The sequence below is a fragment of the Streptococcus sp. Marseille-Q5986 genome (assembly GCF_946902915.1).
Taxonomy (GTDB): domain Bacteria; phylum Bacillota; class Bacilli; order Lactobacillales; family Streptococcaceae; genus Streptococcus.
In genome coordinates this window covers 104,837-124,300 of record NZ_CAMPPY010000002.1, presented here as the reverse complement: position 1 = coordinate 124,300, position 19,464 = coordinate 104,837, and the positions used below count along the sequence as shown (strand labels likewise).

Genomic DNA, 19,464 nt, shown 5'->3' with positions numbered 1-19,464 from the left:
AAAATCTGTTTATTTCGTCTGTGAATCTACGATGGGATAATCTTGGTTTTTTTGTGATAGGGCACTGGATGCACTGCGTGCACCTTTTGCCATAGAAGAAAGACTGCTGGGATGAAGTTTTTTTGCTTCGTCACGTTCTTGATTTTTTTCTTCTTTATAGTTCTGGAGCTGTTGTTTAATTGCTTTAACTAAATCCCACGGATTTACTTCAAACTGTTTGTAGGGATATTGTTCGCTATCTTTCTTGCCAGTCCAAATAGAGATTGGTTCGTTGCTCTTGAAACCGAGTGTGACGTGTTCACCGTCTAGATGTTGTTGTGTCATACGGTCGTTCATAAAAACAGAGCACGAGTATCCGCTCACATCAATCCCGTTGATGTTTGTGCCTTTGGGGATGGATACGTATGCTTTGTCATATTCTCGCCCATCTTTAGCAGTATATGTGTATGGTGTGACAAAGGCACATGGGATTTTAACGTGTGCAAAAGTTGTGCGCTTGGCTGCTTGTGGGTTGTCGCCTACCCACTGGTCGAGTTCTTCTAAAGAATTGAACTGTTGTTCTTCCAGCTTCATTTTTCCTGTATTTTCCGTCATTGGTTTCTCCTTTTCTTTGGTTATTAATTCGAGGTTGTTTATATCTTTTTCAGTTACTGGTTCTATAAAGGTTTCTTTGTATAGATTGTCTAGGGCGTCACCATCCATTTCATCTATTCTTTCTCCTTCGTATTCTTCGCCGTATCGTTCTATGAGAGCAGGTTCAATATCAACATAGGGTGGCAATAGGTGAGGTGCCCATTCTTTCTTGATTCCTTCAAACATTTCATCTTTTGTCCAGCCGAGTTGATAGAATGTACCCCAGTTTCTCGTATCGCGCCCGTCGCCATCATCAACAATCCAGCAGTCTTCGTCAAGTAAATAAAGGTCGTATCCGTTTTCTGCTCTATCAACCCCATAGTGGATGCCATTTTCTGTAATCACATACTCAAAGTAAGGACCGTCGTATAATGGTTTGTAGTTCTCTTCTATTGTGAATGCCATGCTATTCTCCTATTTAGTAAAGTGTGGTGTGAGTTTTCCGCCTTTCCTAAGATTAAGTTTACAGTTAAATGGTTTGCCTGTCTTTGATATACACCCTGTCATGGAGATTGTTTTTCCTGAAAGTAAAGCGGCTGCTTGTGTGGGGGTGATTTTTTTGTGAGCGAATGAAGAGATCATGAAGGTGCAACCATTGTTCACCCATGTACCATCGTCTTGTTTCGTATTTTTGGCACCGCTACAGATATAAAAACTTTTGTTGTTGTGTTTAGATTTCTTGTGAAGAACATCCTGACCGCACAGAGGACATTTTCCAATAACAGTGGCTGAGCTGGTGACGTATTTTAGACTAACGCCTTGGTAGGCAGAATCTTGATGCTGGTGAAACACGTCTACAACACTGTCTTGTAAGTCGTTGATATTTGCTGTGCCGCCAGCGATGTCTTGTTGGATGAGCCACCAGTGTGCGGTTGTGTCGGCACCTTTAATTTCGTTAGGCAGCAGGTGATAAAAGGTTCGTGCTTTTTCTGTGGAGCGTATTTTTCCTGCTTTTTCTTCCAGATAGCCGCGCTGTTTAAGTTTTTCGATTATTGCTGCACGGGTTGCTGTTGTGCCGATACCGCCGTGTTCTCCTTTTTTGCCGTCGTCTTTTTGTTTCAGAATGGCTTTAATATTCGGATCAGAAACATATTTTGCGATAGATGCCATATCAGAGATGAGTGTCCCCTCAGTATATGGCTTGGGTGGTGTGGTTTCTTTTACAAGAATTTCACACACAATATTCTTTAGTTGATAGTTTCCTTCGTCTAGCCAAGGATTCACGGTTACAGTTTCTTTTTGACTGTCTCTGTTTCCAAAGGTTGAAAGATACCCTGCGTCTCTGATCTTCTTTGTCACAGCTCTCATGTCACCATTTTTTACAGGAAAATTGCTGGTGCTGACATCATAGATGGCTGGTGGAAGGAATTGCATAGCGTAGCGCTCTACAATGGCGCTATAAACTTTCTTTTCGTCTGGTGTCATTAGATTTGCGTCGATGGCAACTTCTTGGGGGATTATCCCGTGATGTGCGGTCACGTTCTTGTCGTTAAAGGCTTTTGGATGAAGAGAGAAATCTAGTTCCCATTTAGCGCCTATATTGCACATAGCTTGGCTTAATACAGCCTTTGCCTGTGTGAAATGTTCTTCTTTCAAATATTGCGAATCAGAACGGTTATACGTAATAGCTTTATACTTATCTCTTAGGCTCTGCGTAATATCTTGTGTTTTGGCAGCACTCATACCAAAACGCTTTGACATATCGGCAAGAAGAAGGGTTAGGTTATATGGAAGTGGTGGATATTGTTTTGCCTCCGTTACTGCGGTTGAAAAAGCTACTGTGGTGGTGTCTAAGGCTTCTTTTAATTCAGTGAGAACTTCTTTATCAAATATGTGTTTTTCTCCTGCAAGAAGTTCTTTGTTTGGAATAAAACTAAAGGTCAAGGTTTTACCGTTTACGTTTCCGATAGCCTCCAGTTCATAAAATTCTTGTTTGACGTGATGTTTAATGGCTTCGTCACGATTGACCACAAGACCTAATGTTGGGGTTTGTACTCTTCCGACACTGAATAGTGTGCCTAAGCGGATGCTGGCAAGCCTTGTTTCGTTAATGCCAAAGCACATATCTGCCATTTGGCGAGCGTATGCAGCATCTCCGTCTTTTCGGCAGGATTCATTAGGGATGAGTTGTTGAAAGGCTTTAACAATGTTTTTTTCAATATTGTCATTGACGTAAACACGCCAAACTTTTCCTTGATAATTCAGATAGTCAAGTAGTTCGTCTATAATGAGTTGTCCTTCTTCGTCAGGGTCGCCTGCATGGATGACACAATCAGCTTCTGGTAGCAGTTGTGCGATTTTTTGTACTAAGTCGTGTTTGTCTTTTGTGGGGCGTTTTGTCCAGTTGTGGCTGTAAATCGGTAGGACGTCAATTGTCCACGGTTTTCCCCATGTCGGGTTGATATTTTCTGGTTCTACCAGTTCTAGTAAATGCCCTGCACAGCCGATCACCATATAGCCGTTCCCACTGATGGGTAAGGGGGCTGTTTCGGAGACCTTTTTACCACAGATGGCACGGGCAATATCACGGGCAAGCATTGGTTTTTCTGCAATGACTAGTTTCATCGGTTATTCTCCTGTTTTTTGATAGAATCTTTAGCACATGAGGAAAGCGAAGAATGAGATAGTTCTTTGGCTGCTTGACGCACTGCACAAGCCTCGCTGGCAAGCGATATAACAGGCTTTGGTGCTTGTTTTTCATTGACAATGCACTGCGGTTTTCGTATAATAGCATCAAAGAGGTTAAGTCTTGAGTAGTCCCCGAGCAATTGGCGTTCGGATAGGCGCTCAAGTGCTTGACCTCTTTCTTTATTGAAATATAAAATCCTATCTGGGGTTAATGCAGACTTAAAATAGCGGTCAAAATTATTTTTACCAAATACTGTTAAAATAAGATTTGTTTCTATTTCTTCTAATTGATAATTACCACTAGCGTCAGGTTTAATGCTGGCAATTAAGGGGAGTTTATCTCCGTCTACTTCACATAAAACCATAAGCATGGCATCATCTCTTGAGGGATTATCCGCAAGAATAACAGGGGATGCAATTAAAGATGGAAGTCTTTTGATTGTTTCAAGGGATAAGCCATGCTTATGAGGATTGCTAAATGTTTTAGTTTCAAGTGCTAGTCTCAAATGTTTTTGGGTATATAAAATTGGTTTTTGTTCAAATCCAGCATCTAATAAAATCTGTGGAGTATTGCAAATTTTAAGATACTCATGAAGATTATATTTCCCGTAGAGAACTTCATCTACTTCTTTACCAAAGCGTAGATATTCTCTGCACTTATCCGCATATTCTTCTAGGGTGAGCGGTGTTTCTGTAGTGATTTTTGGATGTGTAGTCAATTTGATGTAGTTGCCAAATTGCTTGGTTGTGCTTTGGCTTGTCCAACGCTCACTATCAGGCATATTGATAGAGTTCTCGTAAGCAAAAATAGTGTACAGCGTTTCATCTAATCTCATCGGAAGCCTTCCTTATTAGGTTCATGTTAATGGGGGGGAATATCCCCCCCATTGTGTTGGTGTGAGAGCTTATTTTTCTTGCTCGTTCATGCGCGGATCTATGACGCTCTTTTGAGTAGAGTTTAGTTCTTGGCTTGATAATTTAGCGTTGGCAGTAAGTGTAGAAATGGAGTTTTTTGGTGAATCATTGTCGCGAGCAGTGAGCATTTTTTTCTCATACTGGTTAATGTCAGACAAAGAAAGCCATTCAGGTTTTTCAGGAAGACCATTGTATAGTTCTCGCATCTTATCTATTTGTCTTTCGATTGTGCCTGCCCATAGATGTTTTTGCGCAACTGTCATATCAACGCTGTTTTCTAGGCAAGCGCCTAAATAATAGTCACAATCAGATTTCAAACGATCCAAGAGTGCATATGGAGATAGGTTTGTTTCTCTTGATGGCGTGCTTGTATGTGGAAATGGGTTCCATTGATTTTCGATGTGCTGGTCTCGCAGGTAGTCTTCCCAGTCTTTTTGGAAGGCTTGATCGTATCCGAGTTCTGCAACTGAACGAGCAGTAGCGGTGCTCATAATATAAGGGTTCGCTTGCGTAAAATTATTATCAATGATGTCTTCTGCCATTTTTTCAGCAAGTTCAGCATCATCGAATTGTTTGTCAAAGGTTTCACTGAGTGATACTTTAATCGTATCGAGAAGATCATCGAGAGAGGATTGTATATCGTCAAAGTCTGAACCGATATTGGTGATTTTATCCGCAATATCGTCACTGACCATATAGACCCCATAGGAATATAGTTGATGAGCGACACCATAGGAAAGGATGTCATCCATATGGTCATACAAATCTTGTTCGTAGCAGACGTATTGTGCCAGTTGTGTCATTTTTATCAGGTCACCTTTGGCACCGTCCAGAAGTCCCTGCGAATCGGCTTCTTCTAGCCATTCGTAATTTTCAGGCAACCATTTGAGTAAATCGGAATAGTAAATATCAACATTGTTATCAGCTATCTCGCTAAAGGCATCGGATAAGTCTATAGTATTATCGTAGTCGGTGACTTGTTCTCCATACATGCCACAGTCAAATTGTGTCATGAGTTTTTTAAGTGAAACGAAACCTTCTGGTACGGGAGGGTTGTTATATGCCTCTACTGCCTGTTTTTCTGTTTCTAAAACTTTTACTTTCTCTGATATTTCGTCGTGATACTCGTCAAGCATGTGTGAAAGTTGGGGTAGTTGATGTTGATAAATAGGGTATCCATCATTGCGACATAACCACTCATAGTATTCTTTGCAGCTGTTAAAAATGTTAAGGATTTTAGAAACAGGTGTATCTGCTGTAGTGTATCCAAACTCAGAAGCAAAATCATCAATGGAATCGTAATCGTTGTAGCTTTGTGCATCTTGTACAATCGATTCGATAATATCCATAGTGGTCGGTGCAGGTTGTGATTGGTGTTGCTGGAAGGTCACGGGAATGCTTGACTGTCCGTATGTTAATGTGCACGAGTATGCCGTGTGTTCAGGGCTAAAGTCGCCTTGACTAACATGGTTAATATCAAGTCGAAAATCTGTTAGAAGTTGTGCAATATCATCTATATTATCTATGTTTCCCATAAAGTATCACTCCTCTTTTATAGTTGTTATAGAGTACTTCTATTTTAGTAAGAGAACGGTTATTTATTATAATTTAGGCTCCAAGGATTTCTTTTGCCCATGCACCAGACTTCACCAAGCCCAATAGTAGGAAAATTGTGACTGCCAATGTGGTTAATATTGCAAAGATACCAGTCCCAAAGGCGGTAGACGCTTTTGGACCAGTAGTTAAAAATTTGCTCATAAGCCAGCTAGTGGAAATGGAACCCGTAGTCGCTGTCGTATCTCCTATTCCAACAAGAACGACTGATGATAAAATAGATGGGAATGCGACGAGCAAGAAAATCATTATGACTCCTGCAAGTGAACAAGCGGCGAAATTTTTAAGAAAACTGATCCCTGACTGTCGGGTTTCTTCAAATCCTAAAAGTGAAAGGGGAATGGGTGCGAAGGCAGCCATAACATAAAGCTGGAAGGCTCGCCCGAAAGAGATGACAAGAGTTACTATAAAAGCTATAATCCCTACGAAGAAAGATATTGCGGCACACAAAACAAGCATGAAACAAGAACCAATATCTGCGTTTTTAATCACTTCTTCATCGTATTTTACTGCTGATGTAAAGGCGGCGCCTGTAGGATTTGCTGAACCAAACGCAGATGACAAATGATTAAATTCATCAAAAATTGCAACTAAAATGTCTAGCGAGTTTACAATGAGCCAGTGAAATATAACATAAGTGACTGCAAGTATAACAATATCCTTAATAGCTGGAAGTGTTGCAGTGGCGTCCATACGTTGGCTAATTTTTACGAGTTGCACCAACATAAAAAGAGCTAAAATAGATTCCGCAAGTGGAATGACAACTGTAGAATGTGCGGTTTCTACTAAATTCCAAACCAGCTTGGTTCCAAACAAATTGTTAAGTGAACCTGAAAGATATGTTGAATTGGTTGCACCACCAATGACAAAAAAGTAGCCGTTAAATAACCATCCTGCAAAAGAAAGTAACATTTCTTTAAGCATGTATAATATAGCTCCCAGAGGATCTAACAAAAAATTCATAGAAGTTCACTCCTTTCTTTAATGAGAAGTAATTTACATTTTGAATGTGTATGTATTGGCTTCTTTGTCGTATATGACTGTGATAAGTGCGGCTTGTGGTGTTTTTGCCTCTTCGATAGATGTGCCTAAAAAGAATGCACTGGAAGTTGTCCTATTCTCTGTATCAAAATTAAGATTGATGCTTTTTGCCCATACCGCAGTCGTCATTGTGGGGTAGTGAGTGGCAGTCCATTCACCTAGCTTTTTTGCTAGCTCCTCTTGATCTCCAAGGAATGATGATGCGTGCGTGTCTAATTCTTCAATGGTGATGGCTTTTAATTCTTCTACACGGGTGTATGGCGTGTGTAGTTGCTTAAATAGTGTTGTGGAAAGAAGTGTTGCGTTTCCTTTTTCCTGCTCATTTTTGGCTTTGGTTTGCGTAAATGTTGCGATGTGGGATGTGTTGTTTACATCAAAAACAACGGTTCGTATGTCGGTGTCTGACCCGTTAGTTCCAGTATTCATTGCGGAAATAGCATATGGTATTTTTTCGGTTGAGTTATTGATCGTTTCTTCATAATAATTCTCATGGAAAGTTAAAACGTTTTTACCGTCCTGTGTTGTCCACGGTTTTTCGGAGAGAATGTGTATAAATTCTTTGGTTTGTGTGTCGTAATTTTTGATAAGTTCTTGCTGCTTGTCGGTTAAGACAATATCGGTGTCATTTCCATTGTGCTGTGCGCTCTCTGTTTCTGCTTGTGTTGCGCGAGTTGCATTATCTGCGCGGTTGTGTGCTACTTTGAGTGCGTTTGTGATGGAAAATCCGATGAAGATGATAAAAAGAAAAATCGCAATGAGAGCTATTTTCTTGTTTTTTTGATAAATGACCCGAACTTTTTCATAACAAGTACCTTTCTTATATTGATTATTTTCCTGAAACACTTGGTGGGTAGCCCCATCCAACGGGGGAGTATTGACCGAAGAGGGAAATCCAGTCATCAAGGCTAATGGTTTCTACGGAAAGTGAATTGTGCATGACTTTCCCATCCCCGATGTAGATTCCTACGTGACCATATGTCCATCCGTCAATGTTTCCTGAACTAGAGCGTTCTACGGCGACAACCATGCCAACTTTTAATTGTGAACGATCGTGATTATTTGCGAATTTACGATACATATCATTGGCGTTTCCGCCAATATATCCAAAACCAGCATTCTGATAAACAGAGGAAACCCATGCGGCACACCAGCCAATTCCTTGGAAAGGTGTCATGTGTGCAGCAGAAACGATTTTTTGTTGCGTTTCAGATGATGCGTTGAGTTCGCCTCCTCCGCTGGAAGTTAATTGGTCATAGAATTTTTGGGCGGCCGCATATCTGTCAGGATAAGAGGATCGTGCCGCCCACGCAGCTGGACGTTCATAGCAGGCAAGAAAAGCATAGGTGGAAAACGCTAAATCTGTACTGCTTAAAAAAGCAGAATAGGAGGTATCTTTGCCAATAAATTGTGGTATTCCTGCTGCATAATAGCCAGTGGAATGTAATGCTGTCCCCCATGAAGAACGCACTTGGTTGATAAAGTATTCGGTTTGAGCAGAAACGCTATCCATTTCTTTTCCATTAGCGGTAGCCCAATTTTTGAAATTTGTATAATTTCCTGCACCCGGAGTAGTATCGGTAAATTGGAAAAGCCCATAGCCATATTCATAGGAAGAACCGTTTCCGTGATATTCTGCTGTGGGATTCCATCCTGATTCTTCTGAAATATTACCCATGATAGCAGCGATTTGAATATCTCTAAAACCTTGGGTGCGTAAGGCTTGCGCAACTTCCAACTGAACACCACTGAGCGAACCGAAAGAATTTGATTTGTTTGTACTAGACGAAAACAAAGTAGTAAGTAAGATGATGCCAAGCAAGAATGCAAAAATAAACAGGAGTATAGGTGCTGCTATGAGCGCTATTTTCCCCAAAATAGGTTTTCCGATGGAAAGAAGCGTCTTTTTTACAACTACTTTCTGTATGCTTCGTTTGGCAGCTGTTTTGTAGACCTTTTTCTTGAAGTATTGTTTGGATTGCTTGGACGCTTGCTTTTTAGTAACAGATGTAGACTTTGTAATGGTTTCCTTTCTTGGAGTTTTGGCAAGCGTTGTTTGCCCAGTGTGGGCTATAGAGGAAGGAGGAGTGGTTATCTTCTTACCGCGCAGAGATGTGAGGTAGTTTTTGGCTTTCCTTGCACTTTGATAGGTTCTTTTGCCTTTATAGTAAAGATCATCTGCCCCTTCTAACTCGCTGTCTTCTAGCAGCTTGTTCGTCATTTTTTGGAGGGGAATAGAGAATGCAGTTTTTCTCACAAAGGATGATTTTTTTGTCGCAAAATCCATTTCTTCTGTAATGTCTTCCGCATACGGCTCTCTCTTAGAAGAGCCGTATGCGTGAGATGCCGAGGGATGTCGTTTATCAACGATTCCTGTGTTGATGGCATCTTTTTGTTCGGTAGAGACAATGCTTTCTCCTGCATTGAGTTTTTCTTGTGCAGTTGTCACAAAGTCGTCTAGTCGTACCATGTAGATACCATCCTTTCAGGTTGATGTTGATTACTATCAATGTTTTCTTGCTCGCCGTGGGGTTACATGCGTTTTTTCTGTTTCGTTCGGGTTGGTGCTAAATAGGTCATAAAGGACGTTTCCTTGTGGGAATTTTCCTCGTATAGGTACGCGCGCATTTCCTGCAATAAGTAACCCGTCACCAGCCTCAGCGCTTTCATCAATGCATTCTTCTTCTTGCTCTGAGAGATTCAATAGTTCTGCCCATCTCATACGGTCGAGAGGGGATTGTTTAAGAAGCATAAGGAAGTCTGCGTTAAGCACGATGTTTTGGGCGTGCTTGTTGTTGAGCATGGCAACAGCATTCTGCGTGATGCCTGTGAGAAGAAGCCCGAATTTTCGCCCTTCATTTGAGAAGCGAGAAAAATAGTTGAGTACGGTCGGGTAGGCAAAGAGGGATTGCATTTCTTCTACATAGAGCCACGTGCGCACATTCCGCTTTTGGTTGAAATACATACGATTGCGTACTGCCTCGCATACGTTAATCAACGCAAAAACAAGCATAGAATCTGGTAAATCTTTAAGGTTAAAATCAATAATACGGCTGTTAAAGTCTGTATTGGATTGATGGTTGAAAAAATCCATTGCCCCTTTAACAAAACGTTCATAACGGAGCGCAATGTTTGCGGCTTGGGGTTCTGGCTGTTCCCGAGCAATATCATAGAAGTCTTGCAGTGTTGGTGGAAGACAATCGTCTCGCTCAGCTGCTCTGTCAAATGCTAGCTCGACACAGCGTTGAATAATGGACTGGTCAGCTTCTGACAAATTTTGTCCTGCTTCTGCCGCAGAAGCTCCTGCCTGCGCAAGCATGGCATCAATCTTGAATGCGATTTGCTCACTGCGTCCTAAATGTTCGACAGAAACCGTATCGAATGGGTTGAGATAGGTGTGCGATCCTACACCGAAATGATAGGTGCTACCACCATAACGTTCGGTGATTCCCGTGTATTCTCCTGCACGGTCAATAATGAAGATTTCATCGGTCGGATTGGAGAAGATCGTTCCTGTCATTTCTGTTTTGACAAACATACCTTTACCTGAGCCTGTTTTACCACACACAAATCCCATCGGGCTTGTTAGGTTTTTCCTATTGCACAAGACAAGATTCTTGGAATGCTTGTTTTGCCCGTAGTAGTTTCCACCGATATCATCTAGCTCTTGGGTGGCAAAGGGCACGAGCACCGCTACTTGAGCGGTGGTGAACATACGGGAGATTTCAACGTGGTTATGCCCAAGTGGAAGTATAGAGTTGAGACCTTTTCTTTGACGATACTCATAGGTATCTACTTCGATTGAATTTTGGCGGGCAGTTGAAATGATGCGCATCACCTGTGTATCGAGGGCTTCTTTTGATTCCGCATAGGTATAGATAAGACCTGTGAAAATGTAGAGCCGCTGGTTTTTGTTTTGCAGGTGGTCAAGGACGTCTTTTGTCTCGTCTTTAGAGTATTTCAATTCTTGTGGGAGAATAGAAAAGTCGTAGCCTTTGTTTACGGCAGAGCGCTGTTCTTCGATGATTTCTTTGTCAATCCATGCGCTCCTTGTACGCACAAAGTTGATTGCTTTTGATTTTTCCATAGGCTGCACAAACCATGTGACTGCCATAGGGATCGGTAAATCTACGATGTCGGCGAGTGCACGATCTGAGAGTTCTGAACCGAACTTTTTCATGACGAGTACTTGCCCATAGATACCGTTGTCAAGTTTGAAGCAGTCGGTGAAAAGTCCATCGGGCTTGAAGTCAATCTGCGTTGGCGCGATACAGTCTTTGGTGGTTTGAATGCTTTTTGCCGAAATGTCTTGTTGGTAATCAAAATAGAATGGTTTGTATGGGTTTAGGAGCGAATGTATAGCGGACAAACGTTCTGAACCATTCATTAAGTGTGCTTTTGATCCGATTGAAGAAAGAATACGGCTACTTTCTGTTTCAATACGGGAAAGCTGGTGTGCCGCATCATCTGCGGTTTCTGCATTGATGGAATATGTGAGATAGCGATGTCGGCGAATGTTAGAAACGCCTTCTTTGACTTTATCATTTAATATATCGTTAAAGACTGACGCATCATGTGTGGCTGCATCATTTCCTTGTGTGTCGGGATTAAAAAATCGCCTGTTTCCAACTTCTTCTTTCAAAAGCGGAGTGTTGATAACACTCATCTGTACCAAGGTGTTTGCACCAAACTGGTCATATAGACGGGTTAATCCTGAAAACATGGCTTTTTGCTGCTCGTCACGGACGGAATGGTAGGATGTGTCGTCAAAAGAAAGAGAGGCTGAGAATAAGCCTTCTTCGACTTCACAGATACCATCTTGATGCATGGCGTTGTACCCGATGTAGGAAAGTACATCTTTGGCGCTCTCTCGTTTTCTGCGCAAATCTGCGGTTTTGTCGGAGAGTTCTTTATCACGATCTTTCAGCTGTGATTTGACGGAAACATATTTTTTCCTTGATTCTTTCGCCTTGTGAGCAAGCTCTTTTTCGGCTTGTTTTTTCTCTTTGCGTGAGAGTTTCTGCCTATCAGTGTGCTTGGTGGGCATAAGTGAGATTAGTGCCTCAGTATCAATTGTTTCACTGGGGAAAGAGGAATGGCTGTGCACCGACTTGTTTGTGTGCACAAAGTCATCAATGTTAGAGATGGCGGTGTTTTCTTGCTCGCCGTGTTCGTCAGATAATGACGCGGTGTGCTCTGGGAGCGTAGGCTTCGATTCCTTTAAGTCCTCGTTCTTTTCGATATTGCTTGTCATAGATTTTTCCTTTCTTTCGGCTCGTGTGTTCAGGTGTGCGCACAAGTCCAGATAGATACAGTGATGGGGTATAGAAAATGCGGTCAGTGCTGAGCTTCGCTTTTATCCATAAAGGTAGGAATTGTTCAAAGGGCATTCCTTTGGGGCGAAAGAAGCCACACAGCCAAAAGGGAAGAGAGACGGCATAGATGAATATCATGCAGTCTCCAACATTCCAGCCAAGTACAAAATAGATGTATAGTGCTGTAAGGACGGAGCTTCCTAGCGCACCCACTAAAGAGATGAGGGTGCGCATGGTTAGTTTTCCAACTACTTTTGGCTGATATTCGGCGATGTTTTTATGAACGACAACGGATAGCATAAATAATCACCTTCTTTCTTTAGACATTTGCCCACCCTGTATTGAGAGAACCGAAGTAGACTGCTGCACCAATGACGATAGCGCCGCCAACAATCATGGCGATTGCGCCTGAGAGCTGACCGCCACCGCCTTGCATCCCATCTTTAATGGTCATGCCTAGGTTAATCAGTCCAAAAACGATCAGAACGCCACCGAGGAACGTGATGCCTTGGGTCAGTAGGGTAATAACGTTGTTAAGCATAAGAATTTTCTCCTTATTATTGTGTTTGTTGTTAGTTTTGGGTTAAAAGCCAGTAAATCCGTAGAGGATAGCAAAGGCGGTAATCACAGCGCCTGCGGCGATCATGCCAATGGCTTTGCGTTGTTCTCCACCACCGCCTTGCATCCCATCTTTTAGTTGAAATCCGAGATAAATCAATCCGATCAGCAAGATAGCATTTCCACAATATGCGATAGGCTGAACTGCTAGTCGGACAAGTGCTTCCATAAAAATAGTCTCCTTTCCTCATGCTTTTTATTCCTGTACAAACATTACACGGTTGAGAGGCATTTTATTGCCAAATAAGATAGTCTTTTTTTTCTTCCATATAGCGAACAAAGTCAAAACTTGTATTGTGAAGTGCGTTGGGGTTGCGTTTGTCTACAATATGACAATATCTGGGATGTTTTCTAAGGTCATATTTGGTATCCATGAGTGGGTTTGTTCCTGCTATCAACAAGATGGCTTTTTTTCGTGACATTTTGCCTATTTCTGCCGCATCAATAAGGTCACGCCCACTTATCTGGGTGTTTTTTGAAGAACTAGAGGATTGCCCACTAGAGGAACTGTAGGTTTTTTGACGGATGGTTTGTTTACCAATCATTTCAGATATTTCTTTATTGGTGGAGGGTGATTTTCCCCCTAAAAATAGCGTTGTGTCGCAACAGTCAATAATGGTTTTGGCTTTTTTATCATATTTGGATTCGAGTTGCGCAATCGACTGTAAGATGATGCTGATTCCAATGTTGCGTGAACGTGTGACAGCGATTGTTTCTTCAATTTGTGGAATAGTACCGATGTTGGCGAACTCATCGAAGATGAAATGAACGGGTGTGGGCAGTCGCCCATCATAGTCGGTGAGAGCTTTTCGACAAAGCTGATCTATGCATTGCCACATCATAATGGCAAAAAGAAAAGAGAGTGTTTTATCTGTGTCTGAAAGGATGCCGAAAATCACACTTTTCGTATTTTTATCCCCTAGAGTATCTAACTCCATATCGTCTTTTGTCAGTAGTTCTCGTACACCAGTAGTTGCGATAGGGGCAAGCCGTACATTACAGGAGATGATAATTGATTTGAGGGTTTTTCCAGCCGCAACCTTAAAGTTTTTGTAGTTCATTAAAGCAAAATCTTCATCAGGAGATAGTCCCCCTTTTTCTGCTGGTTTTACACCGTCTGTGTTTCTGACGAAGGGGGAATCTTCCCATGCCCACGAACTGGCATTTTGTTGTTGGGCGAACTCTCGGGACAACCCACTCGGTGTAGGTAAAGGAGATGATTGTGACGTACTGGTGTTGATGTATTGTTTGCCTTCTTCAATTTGTAGGAAGATTAAATCTAAAGGTGATTGAAAGTTTTCGTCATTTTCACTAGCTTCTGCCAAGGATAGTAATGTTAAGAGGCTAGAGAGGTTGTAGTCTTCTTTGGGAAACCAGTCTCGAAGTAGGGCAATGAGGGCTGTGTAGAGCATTTTTTCAGAGTTTTCCCAAAATGGGTCACTTGATTTACCATCCCCGTTGGTGTTCATGATATAGCAGTTCACAAAAGATAGAATATCTGTGTCTGTTGTGACGTATTTTAGCGGATTGTAGTGCATGGATTCGTTCAAGTTGATGGTATTGAACGATTTCACTTGGTATCCGTGATCGGTGAATAAGAATCCTGTATCTTTTAAGAGTGTTCCTTTGGGGTCAGTAATAAAATAGTTTGTATTGAGTTGGCAGGTGTTGGGGATCACATAGTTACGGGTTTTTCCTGAACCTGAACCGCCAACGACAAGAACATTGAGATTTCGATCAAGTTCTTGGTTAAATGTGGGACGTGAGAGCGCCAGCCCAAAGTTTTCTGTGAAGAGAAGATTGTTATCTTTCCTTGTGGTATCAAGGAATTGTTTGCCTTCTTTTTTTGTGCCCCATCTGGCTGAACCATTTTCTTCGCCTACACGGAGCACTTCCATGTTTTGTATATAGTACACCCATGCAAGCCAGAGAAGAATGCAGAGGGTAAGTCCTACGAGCAGTGATGCCGTATGGGTATCGAGGTGAAATGGTGTTTTCCAGATGAGAGGAAACATTTCTGTGAATGCTTGGGATGTATGTTGGCTAACATCTCCGTCATAGGAGAGGAGCGTTTCCGTGTAGCGATTCCCTAGATAAAAGACAATGATAGAGACAATGAGTGTTGCAATGGCAGAAACTGCCAGTTTTTTACTGGTTTCTGGATGCGTGCTTGTTTTTTGGCTGGACATAATATCCCCCTTCTTTGTGACATAGTGTTGGTTAGCGAACGGGGTTAAGTTTGTCGGAAATATCCGTGATTCTTTCTTTTACCTGACGTTCTTTGGCGAGTTCTTTGGCTGCTTGACGGGCAGCTTTAGCTTGCGATTCCAAAGAATAGGGTGGGACTTTATCTGTGGTTTTCGTGGCTGTGCTAGCTTTGGTCACGGACGATGGAATATCGGTATTTACTCCCTCACGTTCTATTCTGAGCGTTGTAGCATTGGTATCCATTCCATCGTGAGATGCTATTCCTTGGTTAATATCGGCTGTTTCGCCTTTGACATCTAAAGAACCATCGCTATTGTTATCTCTATCTTCTGTGAAGTGTTGTTCTAGAGTGTCCATAGTGGCATCAATGTCATATTTATTTTTTAGTGTCTCGGCGCTGACTGACCAGTCTCTTTTTTCGTGACTGTAGGGGAGTAGTTTTCCGTCTTTTCCAAGGCGAGCTTCGTAGAAGAGATGTTCGCCTTTAACGCTGGTTGTTAGTCCAAGGTTGTCTTGGGCGAGAAGTTCTTTGAACTCTTCAAAGTTTTTCGCTGTTTCTTTAGCAAAAGAGACTTTTTCTGCTATGTGTGCAGTGCGGTTAAGGGGATCGTCATGTACCGCTGTGTCGAGAGATGGAAGTTCTGGTAACTTTTTTATCAGACTGAGATTGTTAAAAAGTTCAGGAGTGGGTTCGATGGGTTTTATACGCTTAATGAACTGTTGCTCATAGAGCGCGGTCATCAGTGTGCTGAATTGAGGGATGTTTGCGAGGAGTTTAGGTAGGTCATCTTTAGCAAATTGGATGTATCCGTTTCCTTGGTTGTCTGTAAAAGACATCAGATTCGTTCCGTTTTCTTGGCAGAGTTTAGCGAAATATGCGCTGTCTGTATAAGAGCCGAAAGAAAGGATGGCGAGTTCTTTGGTTGCCTGACGCGCAGCATATTGGTTTGCTTGTGCAGCATCCATGCCGAGGCTGATTCCGTGCTGTTTATAGAATTGGGCTTGTTTTTCTGCAAGAGCCTGTTTGTGCTTTTGATATCCTTTAGAAAGAGCTTGTTTTGTGGCATTTTTCATCTCCCTGAGTAGAATATCGCCGATTTCGTCACCAAAGTCTTGTGCCATGTGAATTTCTCCTTTGTTATTATCATGTTCTTGTAAAGAAACTTTACCAGTAGATTGTTGTATGTGATAAATGTTCCTTTGTACTTTTTACACGATGAGTGTCAGAGGTAATGCCAAAAAAAGAAAAAGCTAATCAGCATTCATACTAAAAATGGTGGTTAGCTTTTCATATCAATTGTTCATGTTCACAGTCGCATATCAAGGCTCAGTGTTTCAAACGTAGTAAATTGGTAGTATATTTTGTTGGTGTTGTGCTCTATAGCCTTGCGGTTACAGTGTTTGGAGACTTTTAGCTTATTTTTATTATAAAAATAAAAACAAAAACTGGTATAAGCTACTAAGTTGGTTTGTGACCATGCATTTGGTTATGGTTGGTTTCTTTATCTTTTCAGGTGAACCCTATAAAATCTTGCTTATGATTTTAAAGAGATAAGAGATTGAAAAGAAGTCTGCCAGATCGAAGGGATAGGATAAAACGAGATGATTAAATTAAAAGCATTTTTACTATCGCTTGTGCTCGTAATTGCGACGCTTGCCCTTTTAAATGTGACATATGTCAAGAAGATTGATGATTATTATAAAGTCAAGGATAACAGTATTCGTTATAGCACCTCGTATGAAAAGTATAAAAGTAGAGATATTTTAACAAGCAATATCACTCCCAATACACTGGTTTTATTGGGCTCATCCGAGTTGGTTGCGACAAAGGATGAAGATTATCATCCCAATAGAATTTTTAATTACAACGATTTCAATATCATGCAGATTGGGACTAGTTATTCTCAAAATATCATTCAAGCCTCTACTTTAGCCTCTATTGAAGGGTCTATGAGTAAGCGAAAAGTGGCTATAGTAGAGTCGGTTCAGTGGTTTGAAAAAGATGGGATTCATCAAGATGCTTTTTTGAATAAGGCTTCTCAGGAACATATTTTCCACATGCTAGATAATGACAAGATTAGTAAGGAAACGAAAGAAAAACTGATCAATCGGATTATTGAGATTACCAAGGGGAACAAGCAACAAAATGACATCTACAAAAAATACAAAAGTTATTTCATAGATGGAAAAGGAACCATTGTTGATAAAAAACTACTAGAGTTTGAGAACGCGATGTATTCCTTTAAGCTCAAACGAAAATTTTATGAAAATCAAGAGAAATCAGATTATCCCTCATCAGGAGACAAAACCCCAGACTATGATTGGGAAAAAATGACGAATCGGTTTGTGGAAGAGGTCAAAAAGAAAACAGACAATAACGACTATGCTGTTGATAATAACTACTACAATACTTACTTAAAAGACCGCTATGCATCACTGAAAGATTCTAATAAAGATTTGAGTTATCTGGAGTCACCAGAGTATTCAGATATGGAACTTTTCTTGACAGTTGCTAAGGAATTGGGCATTGAAGTTGAAGTTATTATTTTCCCAGTAAACGGGAAATGGAGCGACTACACTGGTGTCTCAAGAGAGATGCGAGAAAAAACTTATAAAAAAATAGAAGATGTCGCAAAAAGCCATGGTGCAACGGTACTAAACTATGGAAACAGAGAGTATGATGATTACTTTTTATTTGACGTGATGCACGTTGGAGTGAAAGGATGGATGGAAGTTGAAAAAGAACTTTACAAATTTGCTAGCCAAGCTAACTAACACACAGCGTTTAATCTTGTGGACACTATTTTTCTATACGGTTATCTTAAGCATCGTGGTTTACTGTTTTGTGACCGATTTTTCGAATATTCAAGAATTTATCTATAGTGAATTCTAAGATTGTATACAAAAGGCCCTGGAACTAGGCATTGCTAGTCTTCAGGGCTTTTACGTTACATTTTATCGGTGATTTTTGCCCCATCACAGCCCCCATCAAGGCACCTAGGAGGATGCTTACGACAAAGAGCAGGATTTTGTCTAACTCGGGAGCGACCATGATACGGTCAATGTATTCTTGTGACTTTCCACGCGCGAGTAAGGTGGCCATATAAGCTTTGGGAGCAATCCACATAAGCAAGATTGGACCTGTTGAGCTGAAGGCGAAAATAAGGAAAGAAAGGAAGTTCTTTGTTTGGCCCTTGTATTTTCCGAGCCTAGCTACTCCATCTGCTAGGAGACCACAGATAATTCCAGGAAGGCACCGGCGCCGTGTTTAGTCCCCAAGAAAAAGAGGGCAATAACAAGGCCGATAGTGGTAATAGCTCCAAAGCGCGGAACTTTTGCGACCAGAATCATATAGACGCTACCGCCGACAAGGGCAGTAAAGGCAGGCGCATAAAACATATTTCCAGTTTGGTCAAGGAGATTGCCCAAAAGGACACCAATCGTCATGCAGAGGAAGTCAAGAACTGCAAAGAACAGTGTAGTTAAGATAGATTTCTTCATGAATTGTCTCCTGATAATTTTTTCACAATTCTCATTCTACCACGGTTTGATGGGATTGTAAATGGGGAGAAAGTGTGATTATTTGCTTGTCAAACTAAATTTTTTATAGATTTTTTATAGATTTATTAATAGTAGATGATTAGATTGTTTTACTGTAAGGCTTAAATAAATTCAATCTTCGCATATCTACTGAACAAACAACGCATTAAGGCCGCCCAGCAGATCCTACTTTCAACCAGTGACAGTATCGAAGATATTTGTTATGCTGTTGGTTACAGTAACCTTGGATATTTCTATAAAGTGTTCCGAAAATTGTGTGGAAAGTCTCCCAAAGCCTACCGAAAACAGGTAGAAACGATGCTATAAGATTTGTATTCCTTTACAAAAAGTGCTATAATATAAACAATATTATTAGGAGGTTCTATCATGAAAAAGAAACCGATTTATCTATGGATCTTGTTAGTTTTATCAGCTTTCATTTCAGCTACGTCTCTGTTTGGAATGTTGAGTCCCTTGCCTAGCAAAGAAGTCCTTCGTACTGCTCAGAAACAGGTTGCAGGGGTCAGTGCTCAGCAATTAGAAGACCAGCTTAATTACACCTATAGAGTAGCAGAATCAACTCATTCTATTTTTAATATGGTCTTGATTGTGCTATCTGCTATTTTAGTGGTAGTAGCGATTGTGTTCCTTGTTCGTAAGAATTTGCAATATGCAAACTATACTTATGTCGGCTATGTTTTGCTAGCCATTATTGGTTCGATTTATAGCTATGTGACTTTACAAGACGCTGTGCAGTTAGTTCACGATGAGACCATGCGTTTAGGGATAAGTGTTATTTCACAAGCCGTTAGCATTCTCTCTATCGTCATCAATGTTCTCTTCCTAGCTCTTGTCTTTTACAAGATATGGCGTCAGCAAAAAGCCTTGGCAGAAGAAGAGGAAACAGAAGATGCTGTGTAAGTATTGACAAAAAAGAACTATCAAGTTACAATCT

Annotated in this window: 14 protein-coding genes and 5 pseudogenes; 4 read left to right on the top strand and 15 right to left on the bottom strand. The window is 41.1% G+C overall.

Features of this window, described 5'->3' with window-relative positions:
* Positions 1-9: 9 nt before the first annotated feature.
* The 14 genes and pseudogenes from OVN21_RS04115 to OVN21_RS04050 all read right to left on the bottom strand — a co-directional run bounded on the left by OVN21_RS04115 (position 10) and on the right by OVN21_RS04050 (position 16,091).
* Positions 10-1,038, bottom strand: coding sequence for a hypothetical protein (locus tag OVN21_RS04115; protein WP_267247395.1), 1,029 nt, complete (start codon positions 1,036-1,038; stop codon positions 10-12).
* 9 nt (positions 1,039-1,047) lie between these two features.
* Positions 1,048-3,198 (bottom strand): type IA DNA topoisomerase, encoded by a 2,151-nt coding sequence (locus OVN21_RS04110; protein ID WP_267247394.1) that lies wholly within the window; start codon positions 3,196-3,198, stop codon positions 1,048-1,050.
* Complete coding sequence (locus OVN21_RS04105) at positions 3,195-4,097, bottom strand: hypothetical protein (RefSeq protein WP_267247393.1); 903 nt, start codon at positions 4,095-4,097, stop codon at positions 3,195-3,197. Before OVN21_RS04105 ends, OVN21_RS04110 begins: the two co-directional genes overlap by 4 nt.
* A gap of 69 nt (positions 4,098-4,166) precedes the next feature.
* On the bottom strand, positions 4,167-5,567 hold the full coding sequence (locus OVN21_RS04100) for an LPD11 domain-containing protein (RefSeq protein ID WP_267247392.1): 1,401 nt from the start codon (positions 5,565-5,567) through the stop codon (positions 4,167-4,169).
* A gap of 217 nt (positions 5,568-5,784) precedes the next feature.
* Entirely contained in the window at positions 5,785-6,753 is a 969-nt protein-coding gene (locus tag OVN21_RS04095; RefSeq protein WP_267247391.1) for a VirB6/TrbL-like conjugal transfer protein, CD1112 family, read from the bottom strand.
* A 33-nt stretch (positions 6,754-6,786) separates the two neighbouring features.
* Positions 6,787-7,695 carry a hypothetical protein gene (locus OVN21_RS04090; RefSeq protein WP_267247390.1) on the bottom strand — a complete coding sequence of 303 codons (909 nt, stop codon included), beginning with the start codon at positions 7,693-7,695 and terminating at the stop codon, positions 6,787-6,789.
* Positions 7,658-8,065 (bottom strand): annotated as a pseudogene (locus tag OVN21_RS04085) (NlpC/P60 family protein); the annotation flags it as partial. The gene OVN21_RS04090 and the pseudogene OVN21_RS04085, both read right to left, overlap by 38 nt.
* Positions 8,066-8,086: 21 nt before the next feature.
* Positions 8,087-9,049: pseudogene (locus tag OVN21_RS04080) on the bottom strand (phage tail tip lysozyme); the annotation flags it as partial.
* Positions 9,050-9,334: 285 nt separating this feature from the next.
* A complete protein-coding gene (locus OVN21_RS04075; protein ID WP_267247389.1) occupies positions 9,335-12,082 on the bottom strand; it encodes a VirB4-like conjugal transfer ATPase, CD1110 family in 2,748 nt (915 codons plus the stop codon).
* The gene (locus OVN21_RS04070; protein WP_267247388.1) at positions 12,003-12,443 is read right to left on the bottom strand and encodes a PrgI family protein; all 441 of its coding nucleotides are present in this window, start codon (positions 12,441-12,443) and stop codon (positions 12,003-12,005) included. The genes OVN21_RS04075 and OVN21_RS04070 overlap by 80 nt, the downstream gene beginning before the upstream one ends.
* A 19-nt stretch (positions 12,444-12,462) precedes the next feature.
* Entirely contained in the window at positions 12,463-12,684 is a 222-nt protein-coding gene (locus tag OVN21_RS04065; RefSeq protein WP_267247387.1) for a hypothetical protein, read from the bottom strand.
* 42 nt (positions 12,685-12,726) lie between these two features.
* Positions 12,727-12,930, bottom strand: coding sequence for a hypothetical protein (locus OVN21_RS04060; protein ID WP_267247386.1), 204 nt, complete (start codon positions 12,928-12,930; stop codon positions 12,727-12,729).
* A 64-nt stretch (positions 12,931-12,994) separates the two neighbouring features.
* Positions 12,995-14,950: a VirD4-like conjugal transfer protein, CD1115 family gene (locus tag OVN21_RS04055; protein WP_267247385.1), complete on the bottom strand. Its 1,956-nt coding sequence runs from the start codon at positions 14,948-14,950 to the stop codon at positions 12,995-12,997.
* A gap of 31 nt (positions 14,951-14,981) precedes the next feature.
* Complete coding sequence (locus tag OVN21_RS04050; RefSeq protein WP_267247384.1) at positions 14,982-16,091, bottom strand: hypothetical protein; 1,110 nt, start codon at positions 16,089-16,091, stop codon at positions 14,982-14,984.
* A 298-nt stretch (positions 16,092-16,389) separates the two neighbouring features.
* On the opposite strand from OVN21_RS04050, the pseudogene OVN21_RS11070 reads away from it, so the two are divergent.
* Together OVN21_RS11070 and dltD are read left to right on the top strand one after the other, a co-directional pair.
* Positions 16,390-16,524, top strand: a pseudogene (locus OVN21_RS11070) (D-alanyl-lipoteichoic acid biosynthesis protein DltB); the annotation flags it as partial.
* Positions 16,525-16,571: 47 nt separating this feature from the next.
* Positions 16,572-17,744 (top strand): D-alanyl-lipoteichoic acid biosynthesis protein DltD, encoded by a 1,173-nt coding sequence (dltD, locus tag OVN21_RS04045; RefSeq protein ID WP_267247383.1) that lies wholly within the window; start codon positions 16,572-16,574, stop codon positions 17,742-17,744.
* A 142-nt stretch (positions 17,745-17,886) separates the two neighbouring features.
* Here dltD and OVN21_RS04040 read toward each other — a convergent pair.
* Positions 17,887-18,470: pseudogene (locus OVN21_RS04040) on the bottom strand (MptD family putative ECF transporter S component).
* Between the two features lie 168 nt (positions 18,471-18,638).
* On the opposite strand from OVN21_RS04040, the pseudogene OVN21_RS04035 reads away from it, so the two are divergent.
* Positions 18,639-18,836, top strand: a pseudogene (locus OVN21_RS04035) (helix-turn-helix domain-containing protein); the annotation flags it as partial.
* A gap of 60 nt (positions 18,837-18,896) precedes the next feature.
* Positions 18,897-19,430 (top strand): ABC transporter permease, encoded by a 534-nt coding sequence (locus OVN21_RS04030; RefSeq protein ID WP_267247382.1) that lies wholly within the window; start codon positions 18,897-18,899, stop codon positions 19,428-19,430.
* The last annotated feature ends 34 nt before the right edge of the window (positions 19,431-19,464 follow it).